The sequence below is a fragment of the Humisphaera borealis genome (assembly GCF_015169395.1).
Taxonomy (GTDB): Bacteria; Planctomycetota; Phycisphaerae; order Tepidisphaerales; family Tepidisphaeraceae; genus Humisphaera; species Humisphaera borealis.
In genome coordinates this window covers 165,213-179,300 of sequence record NZ_CP063458.1, presented here as the reverse complement: position 1 = coordinate 179,300, position 14,088 = coordinate 165,213, and the positions used below count along the sequence as shown (strand labels likewise).

Annotated in this window: 17 protein-coding genes; 7 read left to right on the top strand and 10 right to left on the bottom strand. The window is 62.6% G+C overall.

The features are described from left to right. The first annotated feature begins 51 nt into the window (after window positions 1-51). The 5 genes from IPV69_RS00750 (at window position 52) to IPV69_RS00730 (ending at window position 3,347) form a co-directional block, all read left to right on the top strand. The gene (locus IPV69_RS00750; protein ID WP_206292996.1) at window positions 52-942 is read left to right on the top strand and encodes a hypothetical protein; all 891 of its coding nucleotides are present in this window, start codon (window positions 52-54) and stop codon (window positions 940-942) included. A gap of 28 nt (window positions 943-970) precedes the next feature. Further along, entirely contained in the window at window positions 971-1,477 is a 507-nt protein-coding gene (locus IPV69_RS00745) for an HD domain-containing protein (protein WP_206292995.1), read from the top strand. Window position 1,478: 1 nt separating this feature from the next. Beyond that, window positions 1,479-2,216, top strand: a complete 738-nt coding sequence (locus IPV69_RS00740; RefSeq protein ID WP_206292994.1) for an SDR family oxidoreductase — start codon at window positions 1,479-1,481, stop codon at window positions 2,214-2,216. A 200-nt stretch (window positions 2,217-2,416) separates the two neighbouring features. Then, window positions 2,417-2,962, top strand: coding sequence for a hypothetical protein (locus tag IPV69_RS00735; protein ID WP_206292993.1), 546 nt, complete (start codon window positions 2,417-2,419; stop codon window positions 2,960-2,962). A 25-nt stretch (window positions 2,963-2,987) separates the two neighbouring features. After that, entirely contained in the window at window positions 2,988-3,347 is a 360-nt protein-coding gene (locus tag IPV69_RS00730; protein ID WP_206292992.1) for a hypothetical protein, read from the top strand. Here IPV69_RS00730 and IPV69_RS00725 read toward each other — a convergent pair. From IPV69_RS00725 to IPV69_RS00715, 3 genes are all read right to left on the bottom strand, one after another. Beyond that, on the bottom strand, window positions 3,337-4,146 hold the full coding sequence (locus IPV69_RS00725) for a polyphosphate kinase 2 family protein (RefSeq protein WP_206292991.1): 810 nt from the start codon (window positions 4,144-4,146) through the stop codon (window positions 3,337-3,339). The genes IPV69_RS00730 and IPV69_RS00725 overlap by 11 nt on opposite strands. Beyond that, window positions 4,146-5,369 (bottom strand): CAF17-like 4Fe-4S cluster assembly/insertion protein YgfZ, encoded by a 1,224-nt coding sequence (gene ygfZ, locus IPV69_RS00720; protein ID WP_206292990.1) that lies wholly within the window; start codon window positions 5,367-5,369, stop codon window positions 4,146-4,148. Before ygfZ ends, IPV69_RS00725 begins: the two co-directional genes overlap by 1 nt. Before the next feature lie 170 nt (window positions 5,370-5,539). Next, the gene (locus IPV69_RS00715; protein WP_206292989.1) at window positions 5,540-6,238 is read right to left on the bottom strand and encodes a pirin family protein; all 699 of its coding nucleotides are present in this window, start codon (window positions 6,236-6,238) and stop codon (window positions 5,540-5,542) included. Window positions 6,239-6,582: 344 nt separating this feature from the next. On the opposite strand from IPV69_RS00715, the gene IPV69_RS00710 reads away from it, so the two are divergent. Beyond that, window positions 6,583-7,734 carry a sensor histidine kinase gene (locus tag IPV69_RS00710; protein WP_206292988.1) on the top strand — a complete coding sequence of 384 codons (1,152 nt, stop codon included), beginning with the start codon at window positions 6,583-6,585 and terminating at the stop codon, window positions 7,732-7,734. A gap of 9 nt (window positions 7,735-7,743) precedes the next feature. On the opposite strand, the gene IPV69_RS00705 is transcribed toward IPV69_RS00710, so the two are convergent. After that, entirely contained in the window at window positions 7,744-8,199 is a 456-nt protein-coding gene (locus IPV69_RS00705; RefSeq protein ID WP_206292987.1) for a hypothetical protein, read from the bottom strand. Window positions 8,200-8,251: 52 nt separating this feature from the next. Next, window positions 8,252-8,995 (bottom strand): type II secretion system protein, encoded by a 744-nt coding sequence (locus IPV69_RS00700; RefSeq protein WP_206292986.1) that lies wholly within the window; start codon window positions 8,993-8,995, stop codon window positions 8,252-8,254. Window positions 8,996-9,563: 568 nt separating this feature from the next. On the opposite strand from IPV69_RS00700, the gene IPV69_RS00695 reads away from it, so the two are divergent. Beyond that, entirely contained in the window at window positions 9,564-9,941 is a 378-nt protein-coding gene (locus IPV69_RS00695; RefSeq protein ID WP_206292985.1) for a hypothetical protein, read from the top strand. 43 nt (window positions 9,942-9,984) lie between these two features. Here the strand turns inward: IPV69_RS00695 and IPV69_RS00690 are convergent, their stop codons facing one another. The 5 genes from IPV69_RS00690 to IPV69_RS00670 all read right to left on the bottom strand — a co-directional run bounded on the left by IPV69_RS00690 (window position 9,985) and on the right by IPV69_RS00670 (window position 13,894). After that, the gene (locus IPV69_RS00690) at window positions 9,985-10,947 is read right to left on the bottom strand and encodes a leucine-rich repeat domain-containing protein (RefSeq protein WP_206292984.1); all 963 of its coding nucleotides are present in this window, start codon (window positions 10,945-10,947) and stop codon (window positions 9,985-9,987) included. A gap of 50 nt (window positions 10,948-10,997) precedes the next feature. Then, window positions 10,998-11,576: an RNA polymerase sigma factor SigZ gene (sigZ, locus tag IPV69_RS00685; protein ID WP_206292983.1), complete on the bottom strand. Its 579-nt coding sequence runs from the start codon at window positions 11,574-11,576 to the stop codon at window positions 10,998-11,000. Between the two features lie 399 nt (window positions 11,577-11,975). Beyond that, on the bottom strand, window positions 11,976-12,860 hold the full coding sequence (locus IPV69_RS00680) for a CPBP family intramembrane glutamic endopeptidase (RefSeq protein ID WP_206292982.1): 885 nt from the start codon (window positions 12,858-12,860) through the stop codon (window positions 11,976-11,978). A gap of 108 nt (window positions 12,861-12,968) precedes the next feature. Continuing rightward, window positions 12,969-13,412 (bottom strand): hypothetical protein, encoded by a 444-nt coding sequence (locus IPV69_RS00675; RefSeq protein WP_206292981.1) that lies wholly within the window; start codon window positions 13,410-13,412, stop codon window positions 12,969-12,971. Window positions 13,413-13,483: 71 nt separating this feature from the next. Next, entirely contained in the window at window positions 13,484-13,894 is a 411-nt protein-coding gene (locus IPV69_RS00670; protein ID WP_206292980.1) for a hypothetical protein, read from the bottom strand. Between the last annotated feature and the right edge of the window lie 194 nt (window positions 13,895-14,088).

The following is a 14,088-nucleotide window of genomic DNA, read 5'->3' as shown; positions in this document are numbered from 1 at the left end:
CGCGCATCCAACCCAACAGGTCCACACACTCAACCTTTTGGGAGGTCCGCGATGACCGGTCGACGCAAGCTCGCAACCCGCTCCTGGATGCTTTTGTCTTTCGCCGCGGTCGGTGCTACGGCACTAGCGGCCGAGCGAGCGACGAACATCGACATCGATCTTTGGCCCGGCCGCTCGGTCACCACCGGCGGGACATCGCGAGTCGCCGACACGGTTCGGCCCGCCCGCGCCCGCTATAAGGAGCTTCTCCGGAAAATCGAAGTCGCGAAGGATCAGGCCACCTACGGCGACTTCTATGACTTCGGTTACTACACCGGCACGAGCTACATGGAACATACCGACCTCCCGCCGGGCTACTGGGTGTATGTCGCGCCGCACTGGCTCATCTATCGCGAAGACCTGAACGCCCCGCAGCCTCCGGTCAAAGCCGCCTGGGGAACCGAGCAGGCGACCGGCGCTCCCGACACGCCCAATGCCGGCGACATCCAGACCGCCTGGGCCTCGACGACCGCGGACGGCCAGCGCGAGTGGCTCGAACTGACATACGAATCGCCGGTGGAGGCGGTCGGCGTGATGGTCTACGAAACCTACAATCCCGGCGCGGTCGATGCCGTCATCGCCTATGCCGGCAATGAACAGGTCCAGGTCTGGGCCGGAAAGGACCCGACCGAGCCTGGCAAGCCGATGGGCGTCTCGGTGATGGGATTCAGCACCGCCGTCAACACGAACCGGGTGCGATTGAACATCGATTCGCCTAGTGTGTCGGGCTGGAACGAGATTGATGCCGTCGGCCTGATCGACAAGCAGGGGAAGGTACACTGGGCGGTGAGCGCGACGGCCAGCAGCAGCTTCGGGGCGCGGCCCGACGTGCCGCCGGGCCCCGGGGGGCCGGTTCCGCTGGGACTGCCCCCGGGGGAATCGGATCGAAACAATATCCGCTGAACCGTCGCGATTCTTGAAGGAGCGTGTCTTGGCGGAACTCGAAACAGCCATTCGTATTGCCGTCACGGCCCACGCGGGCCAGACCGACAAGAGCGGCGCGCCGTACATCACCCACCCGCTCCGGCTGATGTCGATGGTCGAAAGCGACGAGGCCAAATGCGCCGCCGTCTTGCACGACGTCGTCGAAGACACGCCAGTCACCCTCGCCGACCTCCGCCGCGAGGGGCTTTCCGACGCCGTTCTCGAGGCCGTGGCTTGTCTCACCCACGCCAAAGAGCAGCCCTATGTCGACTACGTCATCCGCTGTAAGGCCAACCCCATCGCCCGGCAGGTGAAGATCGCCGACCTCATCGACAATAGTCGACCGGAGCGGGCGATGCTCCGGCCGGCAATGATCGATCGCGACTTGGCCCGCATCGCACGGTATCTTCTGTCCCACCGATTCCTGTCGAACGGAATCACCGAGGCCGAGTACCGGTCGCTGATGCAGTCGCACGGCGACGTCGAAGCCCACCCCTTCCGCGAAAGCCCCTGACATGCCCGATCGACGTCGAGTAGCACTGGTGACCGGCGGAGCCAAGCGCGTCGGCCGGGCGATCGTCGAACGGCTGGGGGCGATGGGATTCGCCGTTGCGTTCACCTATCTCACGAGCGACCGCGACGCCGAGGCGCTGCGATCCCAACTCGCCGAGCGCGGCATCGACACCTTGCCGATCAAGGCCGACCTTGCCGAACCCGAGAACGCCGTCGAACAGATCGACAAAGCGTTTGGATCCTGGTCGTCCGACCTGGACGTGCTGGTGAACAACGCCAGCCTCTGGCTGCCGGGCCGACTGGCCGAGACGACACCCGACATTCTGCGAAAAGCGTACGCGGTGCATGTCGAATCGCCGCTGCTGCTGTGCAAGACGTTCGCCAATCGGCTGCGGCGTGATGGCGGCGGGCATGTGGTGAACATGGTGGACCTGCTCGCCGAACGCCCCTGGCCGCAGTACCTGGCGTACTGCGCCAGCAAGGCGGCGCTGGCGAACCTGACGCTCGGGCTGTCACGCGAACTGGCGCCGCAGGTCACCGTCAACGGCATCGCCCCCGGCGTGGTGCAGTGGCCCGAGGACTTCCCGGCGGACGAGCGAGAGAAGTACCTGAAGCGCGTCCCCCTGCAACGCGAAGGAACGCCGGCGGATGTCGCGAACCTGGTCGAGTTCCTCGTCGGCAAGGGGAGCTACATCACCGGGCAGATCATCCGCCTGGACGGCGGGCGGTCGGTGACGTGAAGTGAAAGATTGGGTGGCATGGGCAACGGTACTCCGTTGCCCGTGTCGAACGCCGGACCGCGGTCGTCACGGGCAAGCGAGTACGCTTGCCCATGCCACCCAAAAAGTTAGTCGCAAACCGAGCAGCGGGCCGTCTCTCGTTGATCTTTATCTCCGCATTTTCTCGCCACGGCTTGGGATCGAATCATTAGAATCATGAAATGAGCTGGGAAGCCCACCGCTGGACCGCCAGGACACCCTCGGAGCTGTACCACACCCTCGGCCCGCATGGCGTCGATGATCTGGTCCGCCAGATGATCGCCGCCTGCTGGCGGGCACTGCCGGAGGAGGGGCGGACGATCGCACTCGGCATCGCCAGGGCCCGGGAGATTCACGACCGCAACGTCGGCGTGTGGAAGAAGATCAAGAAGGTCACGCCTGAAGCGTTCTTCGCCGACCTGTTCCCCACCGATGCCGACGGGTATTGCCGCCAGGCGATGGTCCTCACCTGGATGATGATGCCCCGCAGCGGCGGCCGCGAAGTGACCGACGCGTTGAAGATCTTCGGGCACATCGTCGAGCGCAACCTCGACGCGTGGGAAGAGGACAACGCCACGTTCACCGGCAAAAAGCGAAGGCCGGCCAAAACGAAGACGGCGAAGGTGACAAAGCCGTCGGTGCCTGCAAAGAAGTCTGCGATTGTGAAAAAGTCTCCGCTTTCGAAAAAGTCTCTACTTACGAAAAAGAACGCTCGCTCGCGCCGCTGAGCGGCGGGCCGCCTATCCTCTTCGCGTGACTGCAAACCTACCCGCCGGCCGGCAATTACTTTTGATCGTCGCCATCAGCTACCTCGTCAGCGCGGCGGTGATGGGCTTCATGCGCTGGCGCGGGGCCGAGATCGGCACGTGGTTCCTCGCCGGCTGGCTGCTGACCGGTCTGGCGGGCGTGCTGCTGGCGCAACAACTGGCCGAGGCGCGACCCGCCGTCTGGATCGGGCTCCTGGTGGCACTGCTCCCGTGGATGGTGCTTTCGCTGGTGTTCGACACCCGGTTGAAAATCTGGGTGATGGTCGCCGTCGATGCCGCCGGCGTCTTTGCCATTGTCTACGGACTGGCCCTCGCCCGTGGGGCGCTGTCTCAGGTCAGTCAATGACGATCTGGTCGAGCCCTTTTTCCGGCGGCGGGTACTCCATCTTCAGCTTCTTCAGCGTCCGCACGATCGTGTCGGAGATCACCCAGTTGCGGAACCACTTCCGGTCGCTGGGGACCACGTACCAGGGTGCGTGCTCGGTCGAACATTCCCGCAGCGCGTCCTGATACGCCTCCATGTACTCGTCCCAGCGCTTGCGTGTGTCGAGGTCGCCGACGGCGAACTTCCACTGCTTGGCGGGGTCGTCCAGCCGTGCCTGCAATCGCTTCTTCTGCTCTTCCTTGGAGATGTGCAGGTAAAACTTGACGATCGTCACTCCCTCGTCGGCCAGCAGCCGTTCGAACGCGTTGATGTGATCGAACCGCCGCGACCACACGTCCTTGGTTGTGATCCCCATCACCCGCTCGACCAGCACCGCCTCGTAGTGCGACCGGTTGAAGATGCCGATCATCCCCTTCGGCGGAACGGCCTGGTGGCACCGCCAGAGAAAGTCGTGCGATTTCTCGAGCGTCGTCGGCACCTTGAAGCTGGCGACCATGCACCCCTGCGGGTCGAGTCCGCTGAACACGTGCTCAATCGAGCCGTCCTTGCCGGCGGTGTCCATCGCCTGAAACACCACCAGCAGCGCGTGCTTGCCCTCGGCGTAAAGCAGTTCCTGCAACTCGTCGAGTTGCTCGAGATTCTTCTGCGTCGGCTCGACGGCGGCGGTCTTGTTCTTGAAGTCGCCGGTGTCGTCGGGGTCGCGATCGCTGAGCTTGAACTTCTTGCCGGGCGTCACGAGATACGGTGAATCGGCGAGCATCAATCCTTCTCCTTCTCTGGAACAGGTGCCTTCTCCAGAAATCGCAGCGACGTCGATACCGTTGCCGGTCGCAAAGCGCCCTCCGCCGGTGCCTGTACCACCTTTCCATCGGCGGCAAACAACTTCTTCACCAGCGCAAAACAGATCGCCGACCGCGATTGCAACGGCGACACCGTGCTGCTGGTGATCCCGCCGACCTGGTTACCCGCGTCATCAAACACCGGCGAGCCGGCGATCGGCAGGGTCTCTCCCACCAGCTTCAAGCCCACCAGGCTCTTGGCCGACTGCTTGCGGGCGAACATCCGGGCGACGATCTCCTGCCCGACGTAGCAACCCTTGTACACGTTCACCGCGCGGGTGAACGTCTCGACGCCCGTCTCGGCCGGGAGGATCGTCGAATCAAAATCGATGCCGAACAGTGGACGCCCCGCTTCGATGCGCACCGCGTTGAAGGCCGCCCAGCCGATCGGCCGCAACGGCCGTTTGGCGTGGGCAACCAGTTGCCCGAAGCGTTCGACGAGCGTTTTCCAGACCGCCTCCACGCGATCGATCGGAATAATCAGATGCAATCCCGTCGTCCCGCAGACGTCGTCCCGCCAGACGACGACCGGCACATCGAACAGCGTGATCTCGGTGGAGCCGATCGCCGTCAGTTCCGGGATTTCCACGCCCGCCGCGGCGGACAACACTTCCCGCGCCGTCGGCCCGTGCAACGCCAGCTCGTGGTAGTGGCCGACGCGATCGAACAGCTTCACCTGTTCGGTGAACAGGTAGCGGTCCAGCGCCTGCCGCAGCGGGACGATCAGCCGGGCGTCGGTTTCCAGCAGCGTCCGGTCGCCGCGCTCGATCACGTTCATGTCGGCCAGCACCCGGCCGTTGGTTTGCAGCAGAAACGCGTAGACACCCATCCCGGCGGGCATGCCGGTCTTGGTCTCTTTCGACCAGGTCTGGTTCGAAAGCAGGTTGTTGAGGAAGGTGAGCCGGTCTTTGCCGGTCAGTTCGAGCACGCCGCGATGGGCCAGATCCATCAGCCCGCACGACTTGTGCAACGCCGCGTATTCCGCCTGCGGCTCGCCGAACGTGCTGACGATCTCGACCGTTTCGTAAGGCTGGAACTCGGCCTCGACGGCGACGTGCAGCGCGTGCAACGGATTGGGCAGCGAACGGGTTTCCGGCGGCGGTGCCGGGTCAGCGGGCGGTGTTTGCGGCAAAGGCTCTGTCATGATCGTGATCAAGCATAGCCGCAGGATGTAGGGTCCGCACTGCGGACCGCAGATTGAAGAAACGTCGCCTTGTGGCACGGGCAAATACCCTTGCCCGTGTCTGCACGTCACGCACAGCCACGGGCATGCGTACATGCCCATGCCACAAAGTTACGTCGCCCCTTCAACCGTTACGGCAAGTCCAGCAGGATGAACTCGGCATCGCCGGCGGCCTTGATCGCCAGCGACTTCTCATCGGCCACCCGCGCCTGGTCGCCGTTCTTGAGCGTCTTTCCGTTCACGCTCACCTCGCCGGCGATCACGAACAGGTACGCGTGCGTGCCAACCTGGTTGTGCGTCACTTCCTTCCCGGCGTCCAGCGCCGAAACGAAAATGCTCGCGTCCTGGTCGATCGTGAGCACGCCATCCACCGGATGGTCCGTCGGCGCGACCACCTGCAACAGCCGGTTGTGGCGGTCTGCGCGGGTGTACGGCTTTTGCTCCCACCGCGGTTCGTTGTTCTTGTTCCTCGGCAGGATCCAAAGCTGAATCAGCCGCATGTCCGACTTCGACGGGTTGTTCTCGGCGTGCACGATGCCACGCCCCGCCGACATCACCTGGACTTCGCCGGGCTTGTTCGTGTGCCGGTTGCCCAGGCGGTCGCGGTGTTCCAGTTCGCCATCGACGATGTACGAGACGATCTCCATGTCCTTGTGGGGATGGAAGTCGAACCCGCCACCGGCTTTGACGATGTCGTCATTGAAGACGCGCAGCGCGCTCCAGTTCATGTTCTTCGGGTCGTAGTAGTCGGCGAACGAAAAGTGCCAGTGGGTCTGAAGCCAGCCGTGGTCGGCGGAGTAACGGTCGGCGGACGGGATGACGGTGATCATGGCAATGCTCCGGTAAAGCGTAGGCCGGCAGATCGGGCGACGTTTCGCACAGGGTTCTGCCGTTCTTCGCAATCTTGGATGCCCGGAAAATACTTGTTGTGACAACTATCGTCAAGACATCAAATCTGCCGCAGAGTCCGAGTTTGGTCTCCGACCGCGTTGCTGCATGCCATTTGTGGGATCGCGCTTGCGCGCTTTCCTGCTACAGCAGGTTAGCCACAGAGCCGTGTTCATCAGAGCTGTCACTCACCCCATGGTTTTTAACGGCTTTCTGCTGACGGACGGGTCGGACGCCAGCATCCCCAAGCCTGCGATCGCGCAGGTTGTCCCAAGGAGCCATCACCATGCGTCTCTCTGACTTCATCCTCAAAAACATGGAATCCATTCTCGCCGAATGGGAGATTTTCGCACGAAGTGTCGAGGCGGGCACGAAGATGGACCGGCTGGCCCTGCGCGACCACGCCGAGGACATCCTCCGCGCAACCGTGCGCGACATGACAACCGCACAAAGCGACAACGAACAATTCGACAAATCGATCGGTCAGGGCGCCGATGGCACCGGCAGCAAGCACCTCGACGAAGCATCCGAGGTACATGGCGTCGGCCGGGTTGGCTCCGGGTTCGATCTCGGCGAACTGGTGTCAGAATACCGCGCCCTCCGCGCCAGCGTCATAAAGCTCTGGCGCGATACCAACCCCAACCCTCACGCCACCGACATCGACGACCTGACACGATTTCATGAATCCATCGACCAGTCTCTACGCAAAGCGGTCGTTGGTTACACCGGCTACGTGGACCGTTCCCGCCAGATGTTTCTGGCCATTCTCGCCCACGACCTGCGCAACCCACTGAACTCGATCCTGCTTTCGGCCGAAGTGGTATCGCTGACCGCGACCGGCGACCCCGACACCATCGACGCCGCACATCGCATCACTTCCAGCGTCAAGTCGATCGCCCAAATGGTGACTGACCTGCTCGATTTCGCCGGCACCGGCGTGGGCTCGGCAATGCCCTTGTCTCCCGCGCCAATGGATCTCGCCAAGCTTTGCCGGGAACTCCACGGAGAGTTTCAGGCTGCCCACCCGACCTGCACGCTCAGCCTCAAGACAACCCAAAGCCTTAACGGAATCTGGGACGCCAGCCGCATACGGCAGGTGCTTTCCAACTTACTCGGCAACGCCTTCCAGCACGGCGGGGAAACCTGCAACGCCAAACTCACGGTCACTGCCGACGGCCCGGACGTCGTACTCGCCGTGCACAACTGCGGAACGCCCATCCCGCCGGAACTGCTCCCCACCATCTTCCAACCCCTCGTCCAGGGTGAGCGTCGCAAGGGCAAGCCGCAGCGGCGAGCCGGCAGCATAGGATTGGGCCTTTACATCGCACGCGAAGTCGTGCTCGCCCACGGCGGCACCATCACCGTGCAATCCACTAAGGAAAGCGGCACCACCTTCACCGTCCGGCTCCCGCGGAAACACAGCGCGCCCGGCGGCTGAAAAACCGGCTCACTTGCCCGGTTCGTAAGTCACAGGGTCGTGCGCGTAACCCCGCGTGATGTACTCCGCGTGCCCGTCGCAGAAGCTCGCATTCCCCCGCCGCTCCATGTTGGCCGCCTGGAACGTGTCGGGGAGAACGCGCTGGCGGTCGTGCCGGATCGCCAGGTAATCGCCCCGGCCCCAGAACCCGCCGTCGTTCAGGCTCCGCTCGTCCTCCTCAACGATCAGGATCTTTTCCGACGGGTTCTTCAACTGCATCAGGCTCGCCGTGCGGTCCACCGTAAACGTGCCGGTCTGCCAGCCGGAGACGAAGCAGTTGAGTGTATAGCTGCACTTGTACGGCGGATCGCTGCCCCACATGTTCGTCCGCCGTCCTTCGTCCGACGGACATTTGAGCAGGTCCGCGATCACCGAGGGGCCGACGTATTTCGCGATCGCCGACTTGGTCACGTCGTCCGAGTGCACCGTGTGGCGAAAGAAAAGAGGTCGAGACTGAGCCGCCCTGGCCGAGGGCCGACTATTCCCGGTATTTAGGCCAATAATACGAATCGGAGCCAAACGCCCAGAACTTCTCGGTAGTCACTCCATCGTTCCAGGCCACCCAATCGGCCGAACCGTCACTGAAAGCTGCGTTCATTCCCTTGGGCTGCCCCTTCTCATCGACCTCATGCGCATTAACGACGCCCGGCTTGATCTGCGTCAGACAGGACCAAACCGGGGCTGCTGCCTTCAGCCGCGACGCCTTAGTGAGGTCAACCCAAGGCACTTTCCAATTTCCCCCGCCGGGAAACACAAAATACTGGTAGCTCATCCACTGATCCCCTGTCGACTGGGGATTGTAAGTCAGGGGAAATCGTTCGTACTGGGCGGGACAGTACATGATCTTATTGGGATCCCCCAGGTATTTGATGACGAAGGGGCCGATGAAATCGTACTTGCCGTTTGTGGTGCGCTTTAACTGGTGCGGGTAGCCGATGCCATTGGCGGCTCGGTTGGGAAACAGGCCATCGTGGTCGTTGGCGAAGCAGAGCATCCCCGTGATCATCTGCCGCATCTGATTCTTACAAACGACCTGGGTGGCGGATTTTCTGGCACCCGTCAGCGTAGGCAACAGCAAGGCTAGCAGAACTGCAATGATCCCGATCACCACCAGCAGCTCGATGAGCGTGAAAGCGCGCGGTGCGTGAAGCCCTGCGCATCTGCGGCCAAATCTTGTATCCAACGGGCTACGACACGGAGCTGACTGTTGTTCGGTATTCATGGGTACTACCAGCCAGGCGGTTGCGGAGTGAGCGGCTGACGGCCTCTGGCTCTGTATATCAATACCCGACGGCAGTATCGCTTTTGAGAAAATCCGCCTCGTTTTCAGGAACGCCCGCCAGAAGGATCACCACCGAGGCACGACGACACGGAGGGGTGCCAGACGCCCCAAGATGCCCGCAAAACGACGACCTCGCTTCTATCTGAGACGTCACTTTTGGGAGTATCGATTCGCTTTGAGTGTGCCCCGACCGCTCCCCTGTCAGGCGACGTGCCGGAAATTCAAGCTGCCCTCCGTGCCTCCGCGTCTCCGTGGTGATTTCTCTTTCCCCTCGCGCAGGATGTGCCCCTCCCACAGATCAGGGCAATCGCATGTGCCCATTGTGGTGCAGGCTTTAGCCTGCATCCGAGCATGTGCAGGCTGAAGCCCGCACCACAAACGCCACCGCGCACATTCGAGTCAGGCACATGCGATTGCCCTAACCCACAGATGCCCGGCCGCGTCACTGACGCTTCACTGCCCGCCCTCTTGCGTTACACTGACCGCCGCCCCCTTCTGAAAGGACTCCATGCGACAGATCATCTCCCTCGGCGTGCTGTTCTCCCTCTGCCTTGGCGTGGCTTCCAGCCTCATCGCCGCGGCCCAACCGCGCGTCGGCGGGCCCTGCGAGTACGAGACCATCAAAGGCTTCGCGAAGGTGACGGCCGTCAAGGTCATCGACAACGGCGGGCAGCCCTCAACGCTCGTGGACTTCGACTGGACGCTCGACGCGAAAGACGCCCATTCCGAGCCGATGCGCCTGTCGATCGACAGCCTCAAGTGCAAAGACAAGAAAGCCGCCGAAAAGGCGCTGACGGTGGGCTCGCGCCACGAACTGGTGCTGGAGAAGATCGTCCGCGGCACCTGCACGCCCAGAATCTGGACGTATGTCGGACCAGCCAAGTAGCGCCCACGGGCAGCACCCACGGGCAGCCGTTGACGAGGAAAGATCACTGGACGATCCTCAATCCCGGCCGTGCCTGCTGAAGCATTGCGATGCCCGCAGGCGTCACCTTGGCACCGCCCAGGTAAATCGTCGTCAATCCAGCCAACCCGCTGTCCGGGCGTGCCAGCTCCGCCAGTCCCACATTGGTCACCTTCGTCTGGCTGATGTCCAGCGTCGTCAGGCCTTTCAGCCCCGTGTCCGGTCGGGCCATCTCCTTCAGGCCGGCGTCAGTCAACTCCGTCCAGCAAAGGTTCAGCGTGGTCAGCGACTTCAGCCCGCTGTCCGATCGGGCCAGTTCTTTGACGCCCGCGTCCGTCACCGAGTCGAGCCAGAGGATCAGCGTGGTCAACCCCTTCAGGCCGCTGTCCGGGCGCGCGAACTCCTTCAGCTCGGCATCCGTCACGGTCGAGTTGTAAAGATCCAACGTGCGAAGGCCGGTCAGCCCGCTGTCGGGACGGGCCAACGCCATAAGCTCCGGGCCGGTCATCTGCGAATGCTGGAACGCCAGCCGCTGAACGCACCCAAGCCCGCTGTCCGGGCGGGTCATCTCCTTCAGCCAGGCGTCTACGGCAATGTGCTGGCCGAACTCCAGCTCGGCGATGTTCGTCCAATCCCGTTCCCGAAACGCCCGCGCCGCGCTGCCGTCTGGCGGATCATCAAAACCCAGGAACAAGGTGACCGCGCCCGGCCGCCGGGCCAGGTGGCGCAGCGCACCGGCGTTGGGCGGCTTTTCAAACTCGATCCATGGCAAGGCGTACCCCTTCGCCTCTCGTGCCCGTTCGAGGTAGGCCATCTCGTCGGCCTTGAGCCTCCACGTCCAAGCCTGCCACGCCGCGACGCCGCTGAGGACCAGCACCAGCAGGTTGAACCCCGCCGCCCCCGGCCGAAACCACCGGCGAACCCGCGAATACTTTCGCGGCAGGGCATAGTCCAGTAGCGGCCCGGCCGCCTGGGGTTCACTTTCCATCCGGGAAACCTAAACGAGAACCGAGGGAGAGTCATCCAACGACAGGCGATTCATTCCCCGCAATCCCGGCACACCTTTTGGTCGGGCTTGGGATCGCATTCCATCACCCGGCCTCGAACATCCAGCTCGAACGAGCAGCACCGCTGGAGGACATCCTTCAGCATCGCCCTGCCACGTTGAACGCGAGACTTCGCACCCGAGAGCGAAAGGCCGAGCCGGTCGGCAACGACCTGCTGGGATTGCTCCTCGATCTCGGCCATCTGCACGGCCTGTCGATAGCCGTCCGGCAACGACTGGATCATTTCATCCAGCCACGGGATGCCTCGGCAGCCGGTCGGCGGCTCGTCGTCATCGGCGGTTACGTTCTCGGCGTCAGCGTCGGTGAGCGCCACGGTCGAACTCGACGCCAGACGCTGATGGTCGCGCACCACGTTCCGAGCGATCTGGTACACCCATGCCGCCACTCGTTCGGCATCCTGAAGCGTTCCGATGCTGCGGTGAACCCGCATGAACGCCTCCTGGAGCAGATCGTCGGCAACATGATCGTCGGAAACTCGGCGGCGAATGAACCGCCGCAGGTCCAAACTCAGGTGCGACCAGATCGCATCGGTCGTGGGTCGAGCCGTCATCGCGGTACCTCAGTTGGCTTTCGGCTGCGACGGGACACAGCAGCCCGTTGGCGCACAGTCCGACATGGTGCAGCAGCCTGACGGCACGCAACAGACCATCGGCGCACAGCAGGTGGTCGGGACGCAACAGTCGGGCGAGGCACAACACGCCGACTTGTTACCGGTTTCGGAAGATGCGGATTGCATGATTCTGCTCCTGTTCGTTCGAGGACTTTACGGCTGAACATCAGCCGCTTCCGAACAAACAGACGGTGCCGCTCGAAAACAGACGCAGAAAATCGGGTGAATCGCGTCGCCGTCCCGGCCGGCATCCCCCGCCGAACGGAACTTTGTTCATTGTCGTGGCGTCGCGAACGAGGCGGCCATCGTCCACCTCGGCTTCGGCGTGCCAAAACATCCTCAGATTGTGCGCTTCCACCTCGGCGGAACAATCTTCCCCCGCTTCACCGCCAACACCACCATGACGATCCCGGTCGTCGTGCACAGGAACAACGCAAGCAGGGACGATTCAACGCCGAAGCTGCCGCCGGTCAGATAGTCGGGGCCGTTTACCGTGGATCGGATGAGGCCCTGCGAAGCGTCGTTGCCAGAGACGATGCTCGAGAAGATGGCCGACTGCGTGTAGTTCCACGCCACGTGGAAACCGATGCTCAGCCACAGCCGGCGCGTCAGCATGAACGCCGCCGCCAGCAGGATGCCGGCCTCTACCGCGATGAACAGCGCGCCCTCCATCGTCGCTTGCGGGTTCATCAGGTGGGTCAGGCCGAACACGAGCGAAGACACCACCAGCGCCGCCCAACTGCCGAACCACGTCTCCACCGATCGGTAAAGCACGCCACGGAACAGGAGCTCTTCAAACACGCCCGCACTCAGCGCCATGGCGACCGCCGGCAGCAGGTAGCTCCAGGGGTTTAAACCATTGATGCGGTAGATGCCAAGGGCCATCAGGATCAACTCGGACACGGCGTACAGACCCGCGCCGATGAGCAAGCCGATGCCGAGCTCGCGCCCCATGCCCGGCAAGGCCAGTTCGGAGACCGAACGCTTCTCAATGAAGTGGGCATAACCGCGATACACCGCGAAACCGGCGATCGCCAACGCCACGATGTGTTGAATCGACTTCACCGGCTGTCCGGCGTAACTCGTCATCACATCCGTGTTCAGCCCCATCATCATGAGCAGGATGAATCCCAGCACGAGGATGCGTGCCAGCGGCGAGCCAAGGATGCGGCACACCAGACCGGGAGGATTGAACGTAGGCGTTGTTTCTGGGGTTTCACTCATGGGATATGCGTAGCATCGCCGGGCACAGAAAACGGGCGGCGGGCAGAGAACCGGGGCGCAGTTCGTACGGTGGGCGTACCCGCCCACGCGGCCGGCTGCGACGGTTCGCTATCGAACCTTACGTCCGTTACTAATCGCACCAGTGCCGACGTCTATTTCCACTTGGTAGAGTCGACCTTCTGGATCTTCCAGTACTGCACCAAATCGCGAAGCACTCGGCTTGGGCAGAGGCTCAAACCATCGGTACGCGCCACGCACTTGATTGCCGTTTACTTCAATACGGTCAGATACGGTAAATACCAAACCACCTTCGCCGTCTAACACTTGTAGTCCTGACTCATCGACGATTACAGCAACGCGGTCATGTGGTTCAAGGTGCTTGCCTAGAACACCTGTTGGATAGTTCTTGACAACACGCTTCCCGTTCCAGTTCCATCGAAGTTGCACCACCAGATCTGGCGCCCAGCCCAACTTTGCCATCTTCTCGAGGGTTATTGTTTTTGTTATAATGCGGCCATCGTTTCGAACTTCACTGAAGTTATCTATCGGCATATTAATCCTTAGTAGCGGCCGGCGAGGCGTGGGCGGATACGCCCACCCTGCGAACGATCTCTTTCGCTTCCTCAAACCGGCACTTCGCCAGGCGGCGAACCCGCCTTTTCCATTCGCGCCAGCTCGAACGCGCCCTTCAAGGTCACGAGATCACGCACGGCCGCCATCGCCAGGTATCCCGCCAGAAGCCCGGGGGCCAGGTCAGGACCGAAGAGGAAAATGGCCAGTCCAATGATTGCAACGCCGCCGATCCAAAACACGGCGAGATACGCTCGTCCCCACCGGGATTCCTGAAGCGCTCGGCGGACCGCGAGCGCGTCGTTGGCCGCGATGAGAACGCCTGCCGCGTCACGCATGGCCCGTAGTTGACACACGCCCGCAACAAGTCCGACGAGTCCGCCCAGTACGAACGCCGTCCAGAGCAACGGACGTGAAAAGAAGATCGCAACCACCGCACCCGCCACGACCATGATGGCGATCATCCGGATGTTTGCCCGTGGGGTCAAAGTTCCATGCATATCGGAAAGCCCTGTACCGGATAACGGATCAACGTTCACTGGCCAGGGCCGCCCCCCCCCGGGCGTTCGAATCACAACAGGGACCGCGATGGCAGGTCATCTCGCCTTGCCGCCAAGTAGGGTTGGCGTATTCGGCCACGCGACCGGCTGATTGCTTA